The organism is Bartonella sp. AD13SXNS (assembly GCF_042196465.1).
Classification (GTDB): Bacteria; Pseudomonadota; Alphaproteobacteria; order Rhizobiales; family Rhizobiaceae; genus Bartonella.
On the sequence record NZ_JBHIQI010000010.1, the window covers coordinates 38,604 to 60,176 of the forward strand.

Genomic DNA, 21,573 nt, shown 5'->3' on the forward strand with positions numbered 1-21,573 from the left:
TAGCTATAGCCAAAAGAAACGAAAAAGTCTTTATTTTTCATCCATAAATTGTGGAAACCAGTTTTCATAGGCTTGTATGAGTTCATCTATAGAAAGTTTTAGTATTCCATCTATATCAAGTGCATCACCTGCAACTTGACCTAGCTCTATTAAAGAAACTGCACTTATTTGTGCGAGCTCTTTAAGGCTATTGAGTGCTTCAGGTTTGACTGCTAAAAGATAACGTCCTTGGTCTTCTCCAAAAAGTTCTGCATGTTCTGGTGATTGGTTGCTTAATTTTGTTTTGATCCCTTTACCTGCTTTAATGACCATTTCTGCAAGCGCAATCGCTAATCCTCCATCAGAAAGATCATGGGCGGCGTGAACAAAACCACGATGTATGACATCTCGAACAAATTGACCATGCTTTTTTTCAAGTTGTAAATCTACGTGAGGGGGGGCACCTGCATCAATATTTAAAATATTTCGCGCATAGATTGATTGTCCTAAATGAGAGCCGCAATCTCCCACTAAAACAATATAATCTCCATTTTGCATCCCCTTTATTGTTACCATTTTAGACCAATCACTAAGAAGTCCTACACCAGCAATTGTAGGGGTTGGAAGAATAGCTTCTCCATTTGTTTCGTTGTAAAGAGAAACATTGCCTGAAACGATAGGGAAGTCGAGGATTCTACAAGCTTCCCCTATCCCTTTAATAGCCAAGACCAGTTGTCCCATAATTTCAGGCTTTTCAGGGTTACCAAAATTGAGATTATCTGTAGCAGCTAACGGCGTTGCACCTGTCGTACTAATATTTCGCCAACATTCTGCGACAGCTTGTTTTCCTCCTTCATAAGGGTCTGCTTCACAATAGCGAGGTGTTACATCAGAAGAAAAAGCAAGAGCACGTTTGCTGTTGTTTCCTACACGGATAACGCCTGCATCACCTCCTGGACAAACAAGGCTATTTCCTTGGATAAGAGTATCATATTGTTCATAAACCCATCGCCGAGAACTTTGATCAGCAGAATTCAATAAGCTCAAAAGCGCATCACCAAGATTTTCAACTTTTTTGACGTCTCCTGCTTTCAAGGGTGTTTTTTTTGCCGGCTCACTCCAAGGACGATCATAAACAGGCGCTTCATCACCAAGCTCTTTGATGGGAAGATTAACAACTTCTTTTCCTTGATGAAATACACGGAAACGTAGATCATTGGTTGTTTTTCCAATAATGGAAAAATGGAGCCCCCATTTATGAAAAATTGCTGCTGCTTGCTTTTCTAACTCTGGTTTAAGAACCATGAGCATACGCTCTTGGCTTTCAGAAAGCATCATTTCATAGGCTGTCATGTTTTCTTCTCGAACAGGAACTGCATCAAGATTAAGCTGTATTCCTAGATTGCCTTTTGCACCCATTTCAACGGCAGAAGAGGTGAGACCTGCAGCTCCCATATCTTGAATAGCAACCACAGCTCCAAGTTCCATGAGCTCTAAACATGCTTCAAGGAGACATTTTTCTGTAAAAGGATCACCGACTTGAACGGTTGGACGTTTTTCACTGATTGAAGAATTAAATTCAGCAGAAGCCATTGTTGCTCCACCGACACCATCTCGCCCTGTTTTTGCACCAAGATAAACAACAGGGAGTCCGATGCCTTGCGCTTTAGAATAAAAAAGGGCGTCTGTCTTTGCAATACCGGCTACAAAAGCGTTAACAAGTATATTGCCATTATAACGCTCATCAAAATTTACTTCTCCACCAACCGTTGGAACACCAAAAGAATTGCTGTAACCACCTATTCCAGAAACAACACCAGAAACAAGATGGCGTGTTCGTGGGTGATCAGAAGCACCAAATCGTAATGCATTCATAGCAGCAACAGGACGGGCTCCCATTGTAAAGACATCACGTAAAATACCACCAACACCTGTCGCTGCACCTTGATAAGGTTCAATATAAGAAGGGTGGTTATGGCTTTCCATTTTAAAAACCACACATTCCCCTTCACCAATATCAACAACGCCAGCATTTTCACCAGGCCCTTGAATGACACACTTTCCTTCTGTTGGAAGAGTTTTTAGCCATTTTTTAGAGGATTTATAAGAACAATGTTCGTTCCACATTGCAGAAAAAATTCCTAGTTCAGTAAATGTGGGTTCTCTACCGATTAACGTCAGGATACGTTGATATTCATCTTCTTTTAGCCCGTGTTGTGCAATGAGTTCTGGTGTAATAGTGATGTTATCGCAAGGCTTCATGAGTATTTATCCGTTAAATTAACTGAAATTCAGCATTTTAGTTTCTATCTAGCAGCTATTATAAGCAATAATGTTGTTTAATAATAAAAATATTCATAGACCGTAAGCTGAAGATTTTGTTCGTTTGTTTGGTGGGATTTAAGACCAAAAACGATCTTAAGTAATTATGTATTTAGAAAATAATATCCATTGTTGTTTGTGAAAATTCCGTTCATAGATTTACGATGCGAGAAATGGTATAAATCCTTGTTTTTTTAAATTATGGAGCACAAGAATTTTGCGGCATCATCCATTTGCTAACTCTAAAGCACTTTGAAAAAGTAAACGACCGTCAACACCTCCATGAGCGGGTTCAATAAAGTTTTCAGGATGAGGCATCATACCAAGAATATTACCAGCTCTATTAACAATACCAGCAATATCTTTCATTGAGCCATTAGGATTTGTATTTTCTGCATAACGAAAAACAATTTGTTGATTATCTTCCATTTGTTTTAATGTTTCACTATCAACAAAATAATTCCCATCGTGATGTGCAACGGGACAACGAATAATTTGTCCTTTAGAATAATATCGAGAAAATTTTGTCTTGGCGTTGACGACTTCAAGTTTGATTTCACGACAAACAAATTTTAAAGAAGCATTACGCATTAAAGTACCGGGTAATAATCCCGCTTCCAACAAAATTTGAAATCCATTACAGATCCCTATTATTGTAGTCCCTTCTTGTGCTTTTTCACGAATGGCCTTTAAGATAGGGGTTCGCGCTCCAATAGCGCCACACCTTAAGTAGTCGCCATAAGAAAAACCACCAGGAATAATAATAACATCTACATCTGGAATTGTTGTTTCTGTTTGCCAAATTTTTAGTGGTTCAACTCCCGTTATATGATGTAATGCTGCAATCATATCTCGGTCACGATTTAATCCAGGAAGTTGAATGATAGCAGTTTTCATGAGCGTTCCACTTAAAGAAGTTCGATTGTATAATTTTCGATGACAGTATTTACGAGTAACTCTTCACACATCTGGTTAAGTTTTTTCTTTGCGCTTTCAGAAGGCTGATCATCAAGAACAATATCAAAGACTTTGCCTTGACGAATGGAACGAATGCCTTCGAAAGCTAAACTTTTTAAAGCACCAACAATTGCTTCTCCTTGTGGATCAAGAACGCTTTCTCTTAAAGTAACTGTAATGCGTGCTTTCATTTTTTGCTTCCTGTTGTTAAAAGAACCTCTCCTTTGAAGAGGGGGTATTTATATAAGGCGATAATATTTTACCTTGTTTTTACTTTACGAGAACGGGACCACTTGGTCGTGTAGGTTCATTTTCATTCATAATACCAAGACGTTTGGCAACTTCTTGATAGGCATTAATAAGTCCACCCATATCACGACGAAAACGGTCTTTGTCCATTCTTTCTTGTGTTTGCATATCCCATAGTCGTGCAGAATCAGGTGAAATTTCATCAGCAAGGACAATGCGCATTGTTTCATCTTCCCACAGACGACCAAATTCCATTTTAAAATCAATTAATTGTATGTTAACACCAGCAAAAAGCCCAGAAAGAAAATCATTAATACGAATTGAAAGTTGCATGATATCTTCTATCTCTTGTGGGACAGCCCACCCAAAAGCTGTGATATGTTCTTCCGTCACCATAGGATCATCGAGAGAATCATTTTTATAGTAGAACTCAATGATGGATTGTGGAAGTGGAGTTCCTTCTTCCAGTCCTAAACGTTTAGCAAGGGAGCCGGCAGCAACATTGCGAACAACAACTTCCAATGGAATGATTTCCACTGCTTTAATAAGCTGTTCGCGCATGTTTATGCGTTTAATAAAATGTGTTGGGATGCCCAAACGTCCAAGGTGGCTAAAAATATGTTCCGAAATTCGGTTATTTAAAACCCCTTTTCCGTCGATAATTTCATGTTTTTTTGCATTAAAGGCCGTTGCATCATCTTTAAAAAATTGAATATAAGTTCCTGGTTCAGGTCCTTCATATAAAATTTTGGCCTTGCCTTCATAAATACGGTGGCGACGATTCATTATGATTCTCTATTTATCTTGAGAGGTTTTTAATAACATTGAATAAATGATACTATCCTAATTGATAGAAATTCTCAATGATATTACTATGATACTTTTATAATTTTTGTCATTACATATTTCCTCAAAGGTGGAGATACATAGGCGATGAGAAAGAGTTTACCTCTTTGGGATCAAATTTTTGCAAGAAAGTGAGAGAAAACCATAAGCCCTTCAGGCCAAGGCCCGTGTCCGGATTCTGCGTTAATATGGCCAGAATACCCAGCATCAACAAAGAGTGATCCCCAATCATTGGCAATTTTTTCTGCTACTGAAAATTGACAAAACTCATCGTTACGGCTGGCTATGACAAGAGAAGGAAAAGGCAACTTTTGACGATGATAAGGGCCAAATGTCATTAAATGTTTAGGGCGTATTTTCTCATTAGCTACATCAGGAGGTGCAACAAAGAAAGCGCCACAAATTTTTTCTGTATTTTGTATAATTGCCTGAAGAGCAGTAGGAACTCCTAATGAATGCGCAATAATCATAACAGGCTTTTGAGCTTGTACGATGGCGGTTTTAACCCCTTCAACCCACTCTTCACAAACAGGCTTTGACCAATGGAGTTGTTCAATGCGGCGGGCTGTCGACAATTTTTTTTCCCAGCGTGTTTGCCAATGATCTGGACCAGATCCTTTGTAGCCAGGAACAATAAGAATATCGAGTTGATTTGCTTTCATGAATTGTTTTCTTTGTTACAACAGATTTTTGATCATAGGTGGAATAGATTTTGGTTTTCTATGTCGCTTTATTGTTCTTCAAAAACACGTTTAAAAATCGCATCGATATGTTTGGTGTGGTAAGAAAGATCAAATTTTTCGCGAAGTTCTTCTTCACTTAAAGCTTTGGTAACATCTTTGTCGTTGAGGAGTTCTTCTAAAAAATCTTTTCCTTGTTCCCAAACCTTCATCGCATTTCGTTGTACAATCCGATAAGAATCTTCACGACTAATCCCTGCTTGTGTGAGGGCTAAAAGTACTCGTTGTGAGTGAACAAGACCCCGGAATTTATTGAGATTTTTTTGCATATTTTCTGGATAGACAATGAGATTTTCAATGACAGATGTGAGGCGAGAAAGAGCAAAATCAAGTGTAATAGTCGCATCTGGAGCAATATAACGCTCAACAGATGAATGGGAAATATCACGTTCATGCCAAAGAGCTACATTTTCCATGGCTGGGAGTGCAAATGCACGTACCATACGGGCTAATCCAGTTAAATTTTCTGTTAAAACTGGATTACGTTTATGAGGCATTGCCGATGAACCTTTTTGCCCAGGTGAGAAATGTTCCTCTGCTTCAAGAACTTCTGTTCGTTGTAAATGGCGTATCTCTATTGCTAGCCTTTCAATAGAGGAAGCAATAACACCAAGTGTTGCAAAAAACATAGCATGACGATCTCTTGGTATTACTTGAGTGGAAACCGGTTCAGCACGCATCCTCAAGGCTTTTGCTACATGTTCTTCAACGCGGGGATCAATGTTAGCAAAAGTTCCTACAGCTCCTGAAATTGCACAAGTAGAAATTTCTTCACGTGCTGCAAGAAGACGTTTGCGACAACGGGAAAATTCAGCGTATGCAAGAGCAAATTTGACTCCAAATGTTGTCGGTTCAGCATGAATGCCATGACTTCGCCCAATGGTGATTGTCTCTTTATGTTCAAAAGCACGGCTTTTTAAGGCTTCAAGAAGTTGGTCTATATCCTCTAGCAAAATATCACTCGCACGCATCAATTGAATGTTCAGCGTTGTATCGAGAACATCAGATGATGTCATGCCTTGGTGGATAAAACGTGCTTCTGGTCCAATGAATTCAGCTAGGTGGGTTAGAAATGCGATAACATCATGTTTGGTAATTGCTTCAATTTCATCAATGCGATTGACATCAAATTTAGCTGCTGCCCCTTTTTCCCAAATGACTTTGGCGGCTTCTTTAGGAATAATCCCTAAGTGAGCAAGGGCATCACAGGCATGGGCTTCAATTTCAAACCAAATACGATATTTTGTTTCGGGAGACCAAATTGTTACCATTGCAGGGCGGGAATAACGTGCGATCATCATTTTTTTCCTTGTTCTGAGAGGATTGCGGCTTGGCGCAATGCACTAATACGTGTTTTGTAAAGCTCTTTATTTCCATCTTTATAAATTGCAGAGCCTGCGACAAATACATTTGCACCAGCTTTTGCAGCTATCCCAATTGTATCAACGGTGATACCACCATCAACTTCAAGATCAATAGGGCGGTTTGCAATCATGCTTTTAACGCGCTTAATTTTATCTTCTATTTCTGGAATAAAACTTTGTCCACCAAAACCGGGATTGACCGTCATGATGAGAATGAGATCTAATTGATCAAGCAAATATTCAAGGATATGTTCAGGAGTGCTTGGATTGAGTGCGATTCCTGCTTTTTTCCCCATTTTTTTGATTGTTTGTAATGAACGATGAAGATGTGGACTTGCTTCAGCATGAATAGTTATAATATCTGAACCTGCTTTTGCAAAAGCTTCTAAATAAGGGGTTACTGGTGCGATCATCAGGTGGACATCAAATATTGCTTTTGTTAATGGGCGAAGAGCTTTGACGATTTCAGGACCAAAGGTGATGTTAGGAACAAAGTGTCCATCCATAATATCAAGATGAAGCCAATCTGCACCAGCATCAACAACATCTAACATTTCTTGTCCAAGTTTAGAAAAATCAGAAGCCAAGAGAGAAGGCGAAATGAGGTGAGAATGGGGCATTAAAATCTCCTTAGATTGGCAGTTTTTATCATATCGCTGTGTATACACAAATATTTTTTGTGTTATGACGGAAAAGAAAAAATATGTATTATAGGTCTTTTTATGGAAAGATCGCTTGAAATTTTAAAGCTTTATAAGTGAAAGATATGTCGAATCATAAAACATATTTGATGCCTGAACTTCAACATAAACATACTATTGCGGTTTCTTCCCAAGAATATCGAGATGCCATGAGTCTTTTTGCAGGAGCTGTGCATATTGTGACAACAAATGGTATTAAGGGAAGACGTGGGGTGACTGTTTCGGCGTGTTGTTCTTTATCTGATGATCCTCCAACCCTTCTTGTTTGTCTCATGCGCCATAATTTAAAGAATCAGGTGTTTATGGAGAATGGAAATTTTTGTGTTAATAGCTTGGCAGGAAAACATCGCTCATTAGCGGATGTTTTTTCGAGACGTTGCAATTCTACACAAAATGAGCGTTTTGATGTTGCTCAATGGGGAGCTTTGCAAACGGGGGCGCCTAGTCTTTCAGACGCTCTAGCGTCGTTTGATTGTCGTTTGATTTGTTGGCACGAACATGCAACTCATTGTGTTTTGATTGGTGAGGTTGTTGCAATCAACTGTAATCAAGAAAAAGATGCTTTGATGTATTTAAAACGTGGATATCACACTTTGCCTTTATAAAGATTTTGTTTTTTGGGTTGGTGAAGTGATTTATCGTTACTCCATTTAAATTTTAGCACAATGAAGAAGAAGGGCTCTGATATTTGAATTTTCTTCTTTTTGAATTTTCTAACGAGAAAGATAATTGAGGGATGATATTTGATCAAGAATCCAACCTTCAAAAATGATCAAGATCAAACAACGCATTGAGATATATTTATAGATTGCTATGAAAAAACATTTTACTCTTGTGTTGAGAGGTATTGCACAATATATAGACCGAACATAGCATATGTGGAGGTTTTTTATTACATGAGCGAAGAGATTGATGGTCAATATCGCCCTAGTGAAGATGAGCCTTTTATGAATGAGCGGCAAAAGGCGTATTTTCGTGCTAAATTGGTTTCTTGGAAAAATGATATATTAAAAGAAGCTCGTGAAACTTTGGAAAATTTACAGGAAGAGAATGTTGGTCAACCCGATTTGACCGATAGGGCATCTTGTGAAACTGATCGTACACTTGAATTACGTGCTCGTGATCGTCAGAGAAAACTTATTTCAAAAATAGATGCAGCTTTAGAGCGCATTGATAATGGGACATATGGTTTTTGTGAAGAAACTGGTGAACCCATTAGTATAAAGCGTCTTGAGGCTCGGCCGATTGCTGTTTTGTCGTTGGAAGCACAAGAACGTCACGAGCGACGAGAAAGAGTTTATCGTGATGATTAAAGTTATTGAGATGATAAACAAACGGAATTTGTAGTGATAAAATTGTATATTTTTATTTGTGGGGAGTGGGAATAAATAAAGATGGTTCTTGTCGTCCTTCAATTTCGGCCGTAATTGCTGAATCTTTTACGGTTTGATTCGCAAAAGGAGAGGACTTTTTATCCGGCATTTCTCCTCTTTCTGAAAATGTGGGATTTGGGTGTGTGTGTCTCTCTCTCTTTTGTATTCTGGATGTACAGGTAATATCGGATTCTACAACCACATCTGTTAATCCGCCAATAAGGAGCAAATGTTCTTTATTATCGCAACGAACTAAAACAAGGCGGCGTGCTCGATCTATAGAAATTGCTTCACATATTGCTAACCGCGCTGGGCTTTTTTTTCTATTAACGCTGAATCTTTTCGTTTTTAAACGGCGTAAAAACACGATAATTACGGTAATAGCTGCGATTGTTATTATAAAAAGCAAAAAGCTTATAGTTATGTTGGCAGCAGATACACCTATTTGGTCTGATAACCAGATATACATAGATTTTCTCCCATTTTGGCATGGAAATATCGTTTTTTATTGAGATAAATTTATCAATATACCCTCAAAAGGTTCACTGAAATAAAGAAATAAACTTTTACAATTAAGTGAGCTTTCTTAGAAAGATGATATCATAGTATATACTTTATAACAACGACTATAAAGGAAGTTTTGTGATATAAGAAACAGTTATAATCTAAGGCAAAGAGAGATGGATAAAGGTTTTGGGAATAATGAAAAATCAATATCTTCGTTTTCTTTTCATCGAAGAGTTGAGATTTTTGGTGTTGTCTTTTTATTAGTTTTTCTTTTGATTGTGGGTATTTTAGGTGTTTTTTATCCACAAAACTATTTGCAAAAGACTATGTTGATATTTTTTTTGATTCTAGCAATTATCGGTGTTGCAACACTTGTTTTGAGTGGAATGGGAATTTTAAGATACCATGCATTGTGGTTGCATGAAGAGTGTGATTTTAGCATCTTTAATAGGAGCGATGATGCAATTGTAATCTCTGATCTTTCTGGTTCTGTTTATTATTCTAATCAAAGCTATCGAAAAATTTTGACCTATAAGCCTGAAGCGTCTTGTTATATGGTTATTGCTGATCTTCCAGGAGCAGGTGCACTTTCGTATCGCTTAAAAGTTGCAGCATGTAATAATCTTGCAGCGCAAGAGGAATTAAGAGTAGAGCAACCGATTTTTACCGATTCTACACCCAAAAAATCTGCTTGGTATAATATCTCCATTCAACCTATTACAAAACGGAACAAAAAGCTTTTATTGTGGCGTATTGCTGATATTTCGCATTTACAACAAACGCGAGAAGTTTTTTTCTCGAACCTTCAAGAGGCTATCAATCACTTGGATCAAGCTCCTGTTGGTTTTGTATCCGTTAATACACAAGGAACTATTCTTTATGCAAATGCTGTTTTTGCCGAATGGTTTTCTATGGATTTAGCGAATTTTTCAGTTGGTCAATATAATTTTGATCCGTTATTTGATAGCGTTGGAGCTAAGAGCTCATGGAATGATATTTGTTTGCAAACCAACAGATATCAAAGTTCAGGTTACTCTTTACCTTATAGGTTTTCGTTATGTTTAAATTCACAGACGACGTGTGAAAAAATATTCCATTGTTTTATATCTACTTCTTCTCTTTTAGAGGAGGAAGCTATTTATCGTATTGTGATCATTCCACAATACGTACAAAAAGAAGAGAATAACCCATTAAAATTACCTAGTGTATTAGGTGAATATTTTGATGCAAGTCCTTTTGCAATAGCCGTAGTGGATCATGCAGGGCAATTGATTCATATGAATAATGCTTTTTCATCACTCACGGGATGCATGGATAAAACGATCAATTTTTATGATGTCATTTCTCGTCGTGATTGTGCGCAGTTAGAGCGTGCCTTTCAGAAAATTGCGACAAATAAAAATTATTTTGTTTCTCTAGAAACTGTTTTAGAAAAAAATGAAGAACGCCATTTACGTCTCCATGTTATGTCTGTACCACCATATCATGGTGATGCATTGCAAGATTTGGTCATTCTCTCTGTCATTGAAACAACAGAACAAAAAACGCTTGAAGATAAAATGATGCAAAGTCAGAAGATGCAAGCTGTTGGACAATTGGCAGGCGGTATTGCTCATGATTTTAATAATGTTTTAACAGCAATTTTAATGTCATGTGATCTTCTTTTAAATACCCATCGTAGTTCTGATCCTGCTCATGCTGATCTTATCAATATTAAAAATAATGCTAATCGTGCAGCGGCTCTTGTACAACAATTATTAGCTTTTTCTAGAAAGCAAACACTTCGACCTGAAGAAGTTGATTTTACAGAGTTTTTATCAGACATTCGCAATCTTATTTTACCACTTTTGGGTAATAATATTCAGTTAAAAATTATTCATGGAAGAGATTTGTGGAGCGTTGAAGTCGATCAAGCATCTTTTCAGCGTGTTATTATGAATTTGGTTATTAATGCGCGTGATGCTATGTTCGATGGAGGTATTGTTACGATTGCGACAAACAATATTACAAAACAACAAAGTGCTGAATTTAATCATCTTGGTTTAGCAATTGGTGAGTATGTGCAATTGACTATTTCAGATACAGGCAGTGGTATATCTGCGGCTATACAAGAAAAAATGTTTGAGCCATTTTTTACAACAAAAGAAGTTGGAAAAGGAACAGGCCTTGGTTTGTCAATGGTTTATGGAATTATCAAGCAAACAGGTGGGTACATTTATTGTGAAAGCAAAGAGGGAGAAGGAGCAACATTTCATATTTTTCTTCCTCGTTATATCCCAGATATAAAAGGAGAAATTTCTCAGAAAATTGAAAAAGATGAAGAGAAAGATAAAAATGTAGATCTAACAGGATCTGCGACTATCCTATTGGTTGAAGATGAAGATGCTGTCAGAATGGGGGGGGTAAGAGCACTTCAAATGAGAGGATATACGGTTTTAGAGGCAGCAAGTGGGGTGGAAGCACTCTCTATTCTTGAGGAAAAAAAAGGTATTGTTGATATTATTGTTTCCGATGTGGTGATGCCAGAAATGGACGGGCCTACTTTACTTAAAGAAGTCCGTAAAAAATATCCTGATATCAAATTTCTTTTCGTTTCTGGATATGCAAAAGATGCTTTTGCTAAAAATCTTCCACAAGATGCTGTTTTTGGTTTTTTATCTAAACCTTTTACACTCAAACAGTTAGCTCTAACAGTTAAAGAAACCCTTTTGTCATGATAGAAAAATTTATGTAATAGAAAAAGTGCGTATTTTAAGATTTTTTAGGCGAAATACGAGAGTATTTTGATCAAGAGAGTTCATGATAATAAAAACTGGATAAAGAAGAACAATTTAGACATTGCACTAAAATTCAAAAAAATTCGCACATTCTACACAAATTTATGAAAAGATAAGTTTTATCATGTCAACTTTTCATAGAGTTCATTTATAGGAGTTGAAAACAAACAGCGTGTACACCGTTGAAAAATGCTGATTAATAGATTGTTGATACACTCAAAAGGATAAGAGCTGTTGTTGTGTATCTACCATTTTGCTCTTTCCTTCAATAAATGCTTTTAAAGCTTCGGGGTAGAGTTTATGTTCTACTTTAAGAACTCTCTGTGCTAAACACTCAGCGGTATCATGGATACAGACGGGGACGGCTGCTTGGGCGAGGATTTTTCCTGCATCCATGTCTTCTGTAACAAGGTGAACAGTGCAACCCGTGATTTTTACACCTGCTTGTAAAACTTTTTCATGTGTGTTTAAGCCTTTAAATGAAGGCAAAAGAGAAGGATGAATGTTTAAAATCCGTCCTTCGTAAAGTTTTACGAAACGCGATGAGATAAGGCGCATATACCCTGCAAAGCAAAGAAAATCGGGCTTATATTGATCTAAAATCGTAAAAATATCTTCTTCATGCTCTTCTTTTGTTTTGTAGATTTTACGATCAACAATATGAATGGGTAAGTTATAGTTTTGGGCCTTTTCAATACCATTTGCATGCGGATTATCGCAAATAACAGCGACAATTTCAGCAGGATATTCTTTTTGTTGGCTTGCTTGAGCAAGGGCGATCATATTGGACCCATTACCAGAAATAAAAACGACAATTTTTTGTTTCATAAATTCAGTACTCCTTGATAAAGTATCCCTTTATTTTGATCTTGGCGTTTTGTTAAAATGCCAAGTGGAGTCACCGTTTCTCCTTTTTTTTCAAGCGCTTGCGTAATCGTTTCAGCTGCATGCTGTGCTACGATAATGATCATACCAATACCACAATTGAATGTTCTTAACATTTCTGTTTCTTCTATTTTACCTTGTTTGGCAATCCATGAAAAGACGGGGGGAACATTGATGGTAGAAAGATTAATTTCAGCGCAGAGAGAAGATGGAAGGACACGTGGAATATTTTCAGGAAAGCCTCCACCCGTAATATGAGCAAGAGCTTTAATCCCTTCATATTTTTGTATGATGGGAAGAAGCAATTTTACATAAATGCGTGTTGGTGTAAGAAGTGCTATACCAAGGCTTTTTTCGGGGGAAAAAGGGGCAGGGTCATTCCATTTGAGATAATTTTTCTGGATGATTCGTCGAACAAGCGAAAAGCCGTTAGAATGAACTCCAGAAGCGCTTAGACCTAATATAATATCACCTTCTGTCAAATCTTTTGAAGGGAGTAGCTTGCTGCGTTCGCATGCTCCTACAGCAAAGCCTGCTAGATCATAATCTCCCTTTGCATACATTCCTGGCATTTCCGCAGTTTCACCTCCAATAAGAGCAGCACCGGCTTGTTTACACCCTTCTGCAATACCAGAAATGATTGCCGCCCCTTGTTCAGGGTCAAGCTTTCCAGTTGCAAAATAATCCAGAAAAAAGAGCGGTTCAGCCCCTTGTACAAGTAAATCATTGACACACATAGCAACGAGATCAATACCTACAGTATTATGGTGACCTACTTCGATAGCAATTTTTAATTTTGTTCCCACTCCATCATTGGCTGCTACGAGGATAGGATCTGTAAAGCCAGCGGCTTTTAAATCAAAAAGGCCACCAAACCCCCCAATTTCTGCATCTGCTCCGGCTCGTTTTGTAGCGCGTATAAAGGGTTTGATTTTTTCTACCATGGCATTACCCATATCGATGTTTACACCGGCTTTTGCGTAGGTAAGGCCAACTTTGGATTTATTCTTTATAAGATCTTGATTGCTCATTGGAGCCTTCCTTTAATGGAAAATCAGGTTTTGATATTATGCAATGCCATGATAGAGTTCTCTCTGCAAGAGATATTGATAAGAAAATAAGCAACTTTTCTTGTAGCTTATTTTGAAGTTGTTTATAATTCTTTGTGAAGTTTTTTTTAGGATATTTTATGAGCAAGATATCAGATAATCACGGACAGTCTTCTTGGAAACTTATGAGAAAGAAAGTGAGTGAGAATACATCTCGTGATCGTTATAAGACTTATGTGCCAGCGTATACTCAATTACCATTGCCGAATAATATGAAAAGACAAATCTTTTTTTGGCTGGGTACGCTGATTTTTTTCATTCTTTTTATGTTTGTTTTTGGATCGATTTTGCTTCCTTTTGTGGCAGGGATTGTGTTGGCTTATTTTCTCAATCCCATTGTTCAATTACTTGAAAAATTTGGTATTCGTCGTGTGTTTGGGACTGTCCTTATTACCTTATTTATTGTTATTACCTTTGTTGCTTCTTTAGTTATTTTGATTCCTGTTATTAGTTGGCAAATACAGCAATTTATGAGTGATGGTTTACCTGTTTATATTAATCGTATTCAAACCTTTTTTGTTGAGCATGATTTTGATTGGTTAAGGCGCTATTTTGGAAGTGATCCAAATGAATTACGGAATAATATTAAAGGATTTTTGGGAGAAGGTTCGGATTTTATTACGTCTCTTTTAAATTCACTTTTAAAGTCAGGAAAATCTATCGTTAATATCGTTAGCCTATTTGTTGTGGCACCTGTGGTGGCATTTTATATGTTGTTAGATTGGCCACGGATGGTGAAAGCAATTGATTCGTTAATACCGCGTGATCATCTTGAAACTGTTCGGAGTATTTTTCATGAAATGGACAGGGCTATCGCAGGCTTTGTTCGTGGACAAGGAACAGTTTGTCTCATATTGGGAGGCTATTATGCTATTGGTTTAACAATTGCAGGACTCAATTTTAGTCTTTTGATTGGTATGTTTATTGGCCTTATTAGCTTTATTCCTTATATCGGCACAATGAGTGGTTTGGTCCTTTCTGTTGGTATTGCATGGGTCCAGTTTTATCCCAATAATTGGGGGGGAATCATTGTTGTGATGGCACTTTTTTTAATTGGTCAATTTATTGAAGGTTATATTCTTCAACCCAAGCTTGTAGGTTCATCAGTGGGATTACATCCCGTATGGTTGATGTTTTCACTTTTTGCTTTTTCTTCACTCTTTGGTTTTACTGGTATGCTTGTTGCTGTTCCTGCGGCAGCGGCTGTTGGCGTCTTAGTTCGTTTTGCTCTTCATACTTATCTGAGTTCTCAGATGTATTCGCAAAGGGGAAATTCGGAGCCGCTAAAATGAATGGGCGTGAAACGCAATTATCTTTAAATTTTCCTTATGATCCGATTTTTCAATTTGAGGATTTAGTGGTAACGGAAAGCAATCGTATGGCTTTTCAGCTTATTGATCACTGGCCCAATTGGAGCTTACCTATTGCAGTTTTGGTTGGCACAGAAGGATCTGGAAAAACGCACTTTTCTAATATATGGCTCCAAAAAGCAGATGCTTTCAGAATTCAGCACAATGAAATTGATCAGGCTGTTACTATAGCTTCTTTAGGCAGATCATTTTTAATAGAGGATATTGATGCTGGTGAAATCAATGAGATAGAACTTTTTCATTTAATTAACAGTATTAAGCAGACAAATCTTGATGCACGACAAGCTACTTTATTGATGACGGCACGAACACTTCCTTCCGCTTGGAATTTAACGTTAAATGATCTAAAAAGTCGTCTTAATTCGGTGATGTTCGTTGAAATTAATCAGCCTGATGATGCATTGTTAACAGCTGTTGCTTTTAAGCTTTTTTCCGATAGGCAACTTATTGTACATCCAGATACGGTTTATTATCTTGTAAGTCGTTGTGAACGTTCTTTATTTTCATTGAAGCGTGTTATTGTTTCTGTTGATCAATTGGCATTACAAAGAAAAAGCAAAATAACACGTGCTGTTATTGCTGAAGTTTTGAATAGAAGAAATCCGTAAATACTCCTTATCATAGCTTACTTATTCTGTTCTTCTATTATCGTTTCAATATGTAGAAAGACAAGTCATTTAAATTTTCTCTTTTTTGGATATCTATATAAGAGAGAAAAATAGTATTTTTTACTTTTGTCATGTGTTTATTTTTAATAACTTTGAGATTTTATTGTATGATGTTGAATTCTTTTCATCTTCGCATTTGAAAATTTTTCTAAAAAGAGCGCTTTAATTTATTTATAATAAAACCTTTGTGCTTTAAAAAAATGTTTATTATTTATGAATTTGGATTGTCGAAAATTCTAGAATTTTTAATAAAAGAGTTCTCGGGAAGATAGAAAAAGAGGAGAAAAAAGCTTAATACAGCTGAATTCTTTGACTTATGTTCTCTTTGGGAAAATTTTTCTATGATATTTAAGTCGTTTTTTTCTAAAATTATAACTGTGGAATGCGTTTTGATACAGTGAGAGCTTGCTTAAAAAAGGATAAAAATTATGAAGTCCTTATAGAGAAATTCATCTTTTTTAATATAGATTGGATTTTTTACGGAGGTTATTTTCTACTATTTGTCAATAAATTTGTTATTGAGTAGGGGAAAAAATTGAAAAATGTGCTTTTTTGTAAAGAAATGCAACAAAATTTAAAAAAAGTGTGTTTTTCTCTTGCACTTCTGTTGTGAAAATTTTAGGAAATGTGCATCAAATAAATGTAAATGGCGGAGCGTAGCGCAGCCTGGTAGCGCACCTGATTTGGGATCAGGGGGTCGTAGGTTCGAATCCTATCGCTCCGACCATATTTGATTGAGTGTGTGAGAATGACCCAATTGGGTACGTGTGGTGAGAAGCTATCATTCAAGCGTTGTGTAATCTGAAGGAAAAAGACATGATCGCACGTATTTATAGTCCTGCTAAGACAGCTATGCAGTCAGGTAAGGGGAATACAAGTTTTTGGGTTCTAGAGTATGAGCCGATGAAAGAAAAAATGCTTGAACCTCTTATGGGATACACGGCAACGTCTGATATGAATAATCAGGTAAGGATCCGATTTAATAGGAAAGAAGAAGCGATTGCTTTTGCACGTAAGAATGCTATCTCTTACCGTGTAGAAAAGAAACATACATCGATTCGACGTGCTATTTCTTATTCTGATAATTTTCGCAGTGATCGGCAGCAACCTTGGACACATTGAATTAAAGATGCTATTTTGAATTGAGAAAATAATCAGTTGGGTCCCGTAGCTCAGCTGGATAGAGCAACGGCCTTCTAAGCCGTGGGTCACAGGTTCGAATCCTGTCGGGATCACCATGTTTAAATGATATTAATAGGCGGCACAAAAAATTGGGGGTTTTTGTTGCTTTAATTTTATTGCTAAGCATTTTCTCAGCTTTTTGGGTATAAAGAGATGCCAATCTGTCTTCTGTTCAGCCCAAAAGTGCTTGAAGTTGTATAGGGTAGCTCCTGCATTAGAAACATGAGTTGCTGCTCACTTTATTTATTACTAATTTTTTAGTATCTACTGTATTAGATGCTTTACAAAACAGATTGCCAAAATTTTCTTTTACGCGTTCTTTTTCATTTTTCTGAAAATAAATATCCTATTTCTTATATGATAGCTAAGCATTGCAGCTAATTCCGGTAAAATTGCAAAAACAATATCTATTCTAAATTGATTCTTTTTGTTTTTAGATGAATAACATTATTATGTCTTTTGAGTATGATCTTTGGTAAGATTGGTTTTCACGGCGTGATGGGCCCCATTTATAACTGTTTTACGGAACTTTTAAGAATAAAAACGATATCTGTTTATGATGGGAGCTTACAGACGGCTCCATGAAGGGGTGGGATATATTTTCTCGTATGAAGGTTATTCCTTTTATAGCAAGTGATGACTTCAGTGTTTTTTTGTATAAAAAGATGCGGTATGGGGCACAGATAAGATATTTTTTCAATGAGATATATTTGAACCAATTTGATTTAACGTGCTTGTCACTGTGGATTTTTCTCAGGTAGAGCTATAGATCTCAGCAATGTTTATGTTTTTTTAGTTTATAGGTTTGAGAATGCATAGTGTTGTGTATTCATAGGCTATCTTGCACATATGCTGTTTGAATTGTGAATGAAGATGAATTGTATCTCGGAGCGTTAAATTTTTAGATTCCGGTTTACATTTTAAAATGTTCTATCTTATCTTTTTATAGTTTGTACGTCATGCTAGAGGTCTTTTAGTATTAAACAATCATCTACACACTAAAATGCTATGGGATAAGATTGAATGTTCTTAAATTTGTACGATTCAAGGTCATCTTTGACTGTTTTTTATTTCAGTAGGAATGCAGTGCGGATAAAAAGATTCGTTGGTGTTTTCTACTCTTTTAATACTTTGTTTCACTCTGTAATTGCTAAACTTAAAATGTCGAATCTAAAAAACAAGCGTTTTATTGACTGTTGTTATATCTGATGGCTTTGGCAATAAGTATACGCCAATAGAGATGAGAGAAATAAAAAAATTGAGGATAGATCAGGAAATAAACAATATTTTTTCAAAAAGAAGTATATGTTTGCTGTAAGGTTATTTATAAAAAGGTTTTTAGATTCATTAAGTTATGAAACTTTAGGTGGATTTGTTAAAAATGTGAATCCACTTTTACAGAAAGCACTCAATAAATAAAAAAAATTAACAAAGGATGCGTTTTTAGAGCTAATGCTGGGAGTTTATATCCTCTCACTTTTATTTGTATGCCTTTCACAGTGAAAAAGGATATATAAAATCAATAAGTCACTTGCAGTATAAAGTTGAATGGTGGGCGTGACAGGCAAATAAAAAGCAAGTAAAATAAAATAGTTATGTCTAATATAAGGGAATAGGTGAATCTTGATTCTATTGAGTTTTTTTGCCTCTATCCCTCATCTTTTTGAAGCTTTTTTATGGCTTCAAGAGAGAGTTTTTTACGGTCTGCGCTCTTTGTGTAAAGAGATGCCATAGCATCATTTGTCCAGCCAAAAATTGCTTTGAGTTGTGATACTGTTGCACCAGAATTAGCTGCGCGTGTTGCTGCTAATTTTCTTAAGCCATGTGCTGATTTTTTGATTCCCGCTACGTTACAAGCCTCACGAAAAAGGTTGCCAAAACTTTCTTTAACTAGTTTTTTACCTTCTTTACCACAAATGAATGTTTCTTCTCCAATAGGACCAGTTTCAAGCGTTTTGGCTAATTCCGGTAAAATAGGTAGAAAGACATCTGTTTGGAATTTACTTTTCTCTGTTTTGAGATGAATGATATTATTCTTTACATCTTTCCAACCAATGCGGACCACATCACCACGACGCAAACCCGTATACAAAAGGACATCAATCCAAACGCGTTCATGGGTACCATGGGACCATCTTTGATAATATTTCTCAACATCTTCTTCTGTCCAAACAGCAAATCCATCTTTGTTGTGAAGGGCTGGTCTTTTAACACCTAAGGCTGGATTATTTTCTAAAAGACCTTGGTCAATCGCCCAATTAAAAAGCCCATTAAAGGCTTTCAGAAAGTTTCTAGCCATTGCTGGTGTTTCTTTGCGTCGTTCAACGCCGGCTATGATATGTTTCTTTTCAATTGCTTTGTATGGAATGTTTCCTATGGTATCACATACCTTCATAAGGATGAGTTCTTTTTGTTTTTTTGTAGCTTTAGTGTAGCTATGCCAATTAGAGCTGTTAAAGTATTGTTTAAGGAGCCATGCAAATGAACCTTCGACTAGCTTACCGGTTTTGGATTTAGGAAGTATAAGCCCTTGTAATTCGGCAAGTGCGCTTTTGTAGTTGTCAACAAACTCTTGCGTTCCATAAGTTCCGCGTATTCTAATACGTTTTCCATGACCAATACGTACATACCATACGATTTTGCCATGTTGGGTAATTTGTTTAACGAGATGAGGAGGGCGTGGTTTTGGCATGATCAATTTTACATCTTAGAGAGTGCGATTTCGTAATATTCATTCTTTGACAAATCTAAAAGTGTGTCTGGGTGTGCTGTTGAGTTTGGTATCGGAATATCTGCTTTAAGATAGATAAGCAGTTCACCAGTAGGTTTGATTTCTATGAGTTCACAACCTTGTTTTTTAGCTTCTCTTAAAGCTCGAGCAATGGCTGGTTGTGTTATGATAGCTTTACGAGGCGCCATATCTTTTCTCCTACATTGAGACGCAATTCACCCATTTCGTGAATCACGCATGACTTGAAAGTGTTAAGAAGGGCGGGGGTGCTCGTAGATATGCGGGGAACAAAGCACCCCCATAAGGTTAAGCAGCTTTTGTAGAGAGTTGTTGTATCTCTCGTTCTATCTCTGCTAAAAAGGCTTGGACAGCTTGATTGATCTGTTCAATTTGTTGATCATCACGGAGAACACGCTTGACTTTCATGCGCAAGTGAAAGAATTCTCCCGTAAAACGTGGATCATAACTTACGAAATCACACCACTTTCGTTCTGTACAAGCCATTTGGAATTGCATTTGCGCGTGATATTCTGGTTTGATTTCGTCACCTATACAAAAGCGCATATGTGTTACTGATCTCGGGCATTTGACTTCGATTAAACCGTCTTCTCCAATGAGACCATCGGGGCTAGCCCCCGCCATTTCTATTGTGGGGTGTTGGATAAAGCCGCATTTTGTTATATCGGCATCATAAATGAAGCCATATTCTCTCAAGGCATCTTCTTCATGTTCGATACCCCATCTCATATCTTCAGTTTCATAATAGGGGCTTGTTTCTCTTGTTAAGCGCTCTGTTATGAGTTTGATTTTGTAGTCTTCATATTTGCTCGTAGGCAATCCTTTTGTAGTTTTATTGAGTATGTTGTAAATGTTTGATGCGGTGACTTTACCCAAGCGCGCTTGGAACCATTCTGCTGTCCTTTGTTCCATATCACACCGCCGTTCTTTGTCCTTGTGGTGCATATTCGATATCTTGGACGTGAATGTATTCGGCATCTTGTATAGGTACCTCTATTTGCTTTTGTTGTAGGAAAGATTGTTCTTTTTCATGCTGTCTCTTTTGCAAAACATCCAAAATCCTTTGTGCTACTTCATCAGGAAGATCTTCAAGCTTTTGGACTCGTCCATACTCAAGGACTTTTTCCTCTTCTGTTTGAGTGATGTTTATTAATTGTTTGATTTGCGTAAGCACATCATAAGAAACTAACTTCGTTTGTAGGTTATGGTTTGTTTCATTGATACGTTTTGCTTCATCTTCTTCATAAATACCGGAAAGCCCGAAAGCATAGCGAGCACATTGTATAGTGGCTTTATGACGTAACATACGGGCTGGGTATTTTTGCCAAGTGTCACTTTTTTGTTTGCATTCGTTTAAATATTCGGTGACTTCAATAGGGTCTTTAATGCCTTTGAGACGAATAGCACATTTGATAGCAATGATATTACCGTCTTTATCGAGTTGATCTTGAAAGGTCATACCATCGAATTGAGGATTAGACTTAATGATCTTAATCCAACCATCAATAGAGACAACAGGAATGATTCCGCCGCCTTTTTTAGGGAGTGCATAGATTTCTTTTGTTAAAGGGTTAAGACCATAAGTATTGGCAACAGAGATAAAAGCAGCGAACTCTTCATCAGAGAAGTTATGATTGATACATGTTTTGATAATTGTCTTTCGAAATTGATCATGAGAAAACCCATATTTGCTAGCCATGGTTGTTAAAGAAGAATTTGTCATGTTTTTTTCCTTTATTTGCGTACAGTTTTCCCGTGGCGTGAATCACGCTTGTGTTAAAAGGCTGGTTGGTTG

The 21,573-nt window shown here is 36.9% G+C and carries 20 protein-coding genes and 2 tRNA genes; 8 read left to right on the top strand and 14 right to left on the bottom strand.

The features are described 5' to 3' along the window. Positions 1–30: 30 nt before the first annotated feature. The 7 genes from purL to rpe form a co-directional block, all read right to left on the bottom strand. Complete coding sequence (gene purL, locus ACFIMQ_RS07000) at positions 31–2,241, bottom strand: phosphoribosylformylglycinamidine synthase subunit PurL (protein WP_375703669.1); 2,211 nt, start codon at positions 2,239–2,241, stop codon at positions 31–33. 285 nt (positions 2,242–2,526) lie between these two features. Beyond that, complete coding sequence (gene purQ, locus ACFIMQ_RS07005; RefSeq protein ID WP_375616597.1) at positions 2,527–3,198, bottom strand: phosphoribosylformylglycinamidine synthase subunit PurQ; 672 nt, start codon at positions 3,196–3,198, stop codon at positions 2,527–2,529. An 11-nt stretch (positions 3,199–3,209) separates the two neighbouring features. After that, positions 3,210–3,449 (bottom strand): phosphoribosylformylglycinamidine synthase subunit PurS, encoded by a 240-nt coding sequence (gene purS / locus ACFIMQ_RS07010; RefSeq protein ID WP_375616598.1) that lies wholly within the window; start codon positions 3,447–3,449, stop codon positions 3,210–3,212. Positions 3,450–3,528: 79 nt separating this feature from the next. Next, positions 3,529–4,293: a phosphoribosylaminoimidazolesuccinocarboxamide synthase gene (gene purC, locus ACFIMQ_RS07015; protein WP_375616599.1), complete on the bottom strand. Its 765-nt coding sequence runs from the start codon at positions 4,291–4,293 to the stop codon at positions 3,529–3,531. Between the two features lie 173 nt (positions 4,294–4,466). Next, entirely contained in the window at positions 4,467–5,015 is a 549-nt protein-coding gene (locus tag ACFIMQ_RS07020; RefSeq protein WP_375616600.1) for an RBBP9/YdeN family alpha/beta hydrolase, read from the bottom strand. A 68-nt stretch (positions 5,016–5,083) separates the two neighbouring features. Beyond that, on the bottom strand, positions 5,084–6,391 hold the full coding sequence (gene purB / locus ACFIMQ_RS07025) for an adenylosuccinate lyase (protein ID WP_375703682.1): 1,308 nt from the start codon (positions 6,389–6,391) through the stop codon (positions 5,084–5,086). Next, a complete protein-coding gene (gene rpe / locus ACFIMQ_RS07030; protein ID WP_375703670.1) occupies positions 6,391–7,077 on the bottom strand; it encodes a ribulose-phosphate 3-epimerase in 687 nt (228 codons plus the stop codon). The genes purB and rpe overlap by 1 nt, the downstream gene beginning before the upstream one ends. Positions 7,078–7,223: 146 nt before the next feature. Here rpe and ACFIMQ_RS07035 point away from each other — a divergent pair, with 146 nt between their 5' ends. Together ACFIMQ_RS07035 and dksA are read left to right on the top strand one after the other, a co-directional pair. Then, positions 7,224–7,763, top strand: coding sequence for a flavin reductase (locus ACFIMQ_RS07035; protein ID WP_375703671.1), 540 nt, complete (start codon positions 7,224–7,226; stop codon positions 7,761–7,763). Between the two features lie 291 nt (positions 7,764–8,054). Next, positions 8,055–8,471, top strand: coding sequence for an RNA polymerase-binding protein DksA (dksA, locus tag ACFIMQ_RS07040; protein WP_375616603.1), 417 nt, complete (start codon positions 8,055–8,057; stop codon positions 8,469–8,471). A gap of 52 nt (positions 8,472–8,523) precedes the next feature. Here the strand turns inward: dksA and ACFIMQ_RS07045 are convergent, their stop codons facing one another. Further along, entirely contained in the window at positions 8,524–9,000 is a 477-nt protein-coding gene (locus tag ACFIMQ_RS07045; protein ID WP_375703672.1) for a hypothetical protein, read from the bottom strand. Positions 9,001–9,211: 211 nt separating this feature from the next. Here ACFIMQ_RS07045 and ACFIMQ_RS07050 point away from each other — a divergent pair, with 211 nt between their 5' ends. After that, positions 9,212–11,755 carry a response regulator gene (locus ACFIMQ_RS07050; RefSeq protein ID WP_375703673.1) on the top strand — a complete coding sequence of 848 codons (2,544 nt, stop codon included), beginning with the start codon at positions 9,212–9,214 and terminating at the stop codon, positions 11,753–11,755. A gap of 276 nt (positions 11,756–12,031) precedes the next feature. Here ACFIMQ_RS07050 and purN read toward each other — a convergent pair whose 3' ends face one another. Both purN and purM read right to left on the bottom strand, forming a co-directional pair. Continuing rightward, the gene (purN, locus tag ACFIMQ_RS07055; protein WP_375703674.1) at positions 12,032–12,643 is read right to left on the bottom strand and encodes a phosphoribosylglycinamide formyltransferase; all 612 of its coding nucleotides are present in this window, start codon (positions 12,641–12,643) and stop codon (positions 12,032–12,034) included. After that, a complete protein-coding gene (gene purM / locus ACFIMQ_RS07060; protein WP_375703675.1) occupies positions 12,640–13,731 on the bottom strand; it encodes a phosphoribosylformylglycinamidine cyclo-ligase in 1,092 nt (363 codons plus the stop codon). Before purM ends, purN begins: the two co-directional genes overlap by 4 nt. Before the next feature lie 158 nt (positions 13,732–13,889). Between purM and ACFIMQ_RS07065 the strand changes: the two genes are divergently transcribed. From ACFIMQ_RS07065 to ACFIMQ_RS07085, 5 genes are all read left to right on the top strand, one after another. Then, positions 13,890–15,101, top strand: a complete 1,212-nt coding sequence (locus tag ACFIMQ_RS07065; RefSeq protein WP_375703676.1) for an AI-2E family transporter — start codon at positions 13,890–13,892, stop codon at positions 15,099–15,101. Beyond that, the gene (gene hdaA / locus ACFIMQ_RS07070) at positions 15,098–15,787 is read left to right on the top strand and encodes a DnaA regulatory inactivator HdaA (protein WP_375703677.1); all 690 of its coding nucleotides are present in this window, start codon (positions 15,098–15,100) and stop codon (positions 15,785–15,787) included. Before ACFIMQ_RS07065 ends, hdaA begins: the two co-directional genes overlap by 4 nt. A gap of 710 nt (positions 15,788–16,497) precedes the next feature. Continuing rightward, positions 16,498–16,574 (top strand) — tRNA-Pro (locus tag ACFIMQ_RS07075). An 89-nt stretch (positions 16,575–16,663) separates the two neighbouring features. Then, entirely contained in the window at positions 16,664–16,969 is a 306-nt protein-coding gene (locus ACFIMQ_RS07080) for an ETC complex I subunit (protein ID WP_375606624.1), read from the top strand. 39 nt (positions 16,970–17,008) lie between these two features. Continuing rightward, a tRNA-Arg gene (locus ACFIMQ_RS07085) sits at positions 17,009–17,085 on the top strand. A gap of 1,592 nt (positions 17,086–18,677) precedes the next feature. Here the strand turns inward: ACFIMQ_RS07085 and ACFIMQ_RS07090 are convergent. The 4 genes from ACFIMQ_RS07090 to bet form a co-directional block, all read right to left on the bottom strand. Then, a complete protein-coding gene (locus ACFIMQ_RS07090; RefSeq protein WP_375703678.1) occupies positions 18,678–19,721 on the bottom strand; it encodes a tyrosine-type recombinase/integrase in 1,044 nt (347 codons plus the stop codon). Positions 19,722–19,729: 8 nt separating this feature from the next. After that, positions 19,730–19,948: a hypothetical protein gene (locus ACFIMQ_RS07095; RefSeq protein ID WP_375703679.1), complete on the bottom strand. Its 219-nt coding sequence runs from the start codon at positions 19,946–19,948 to the stop codon at positions 19,730–19,732. Between the two features lie 118 nt (positions 19,949–20,066). Beyond that, a complete protein-coding gene (locus ACFIMQ_RS07100) occupies positions 20,067–20,690 on the bottom strand; it encodes a lambda exonuclease family protein (RefSeq protein WP_375703683.1) in 624 nt (207 codons plus the stop codon). 1 nt (position 20,691) lies between these two features. Beyond that, a complete protein-coding gene (gene bet / locus ACFIMQ_RS07105; protein WP_375703680.1) occupies positions 20,692–21,501 on the bottom strand; it encodes a phage recombination protein Bet in 810 nt (269 codons plus the stop codon). Between the last annotated feature and the right edge of the window lie 72 nt (positions 21,502–21,573).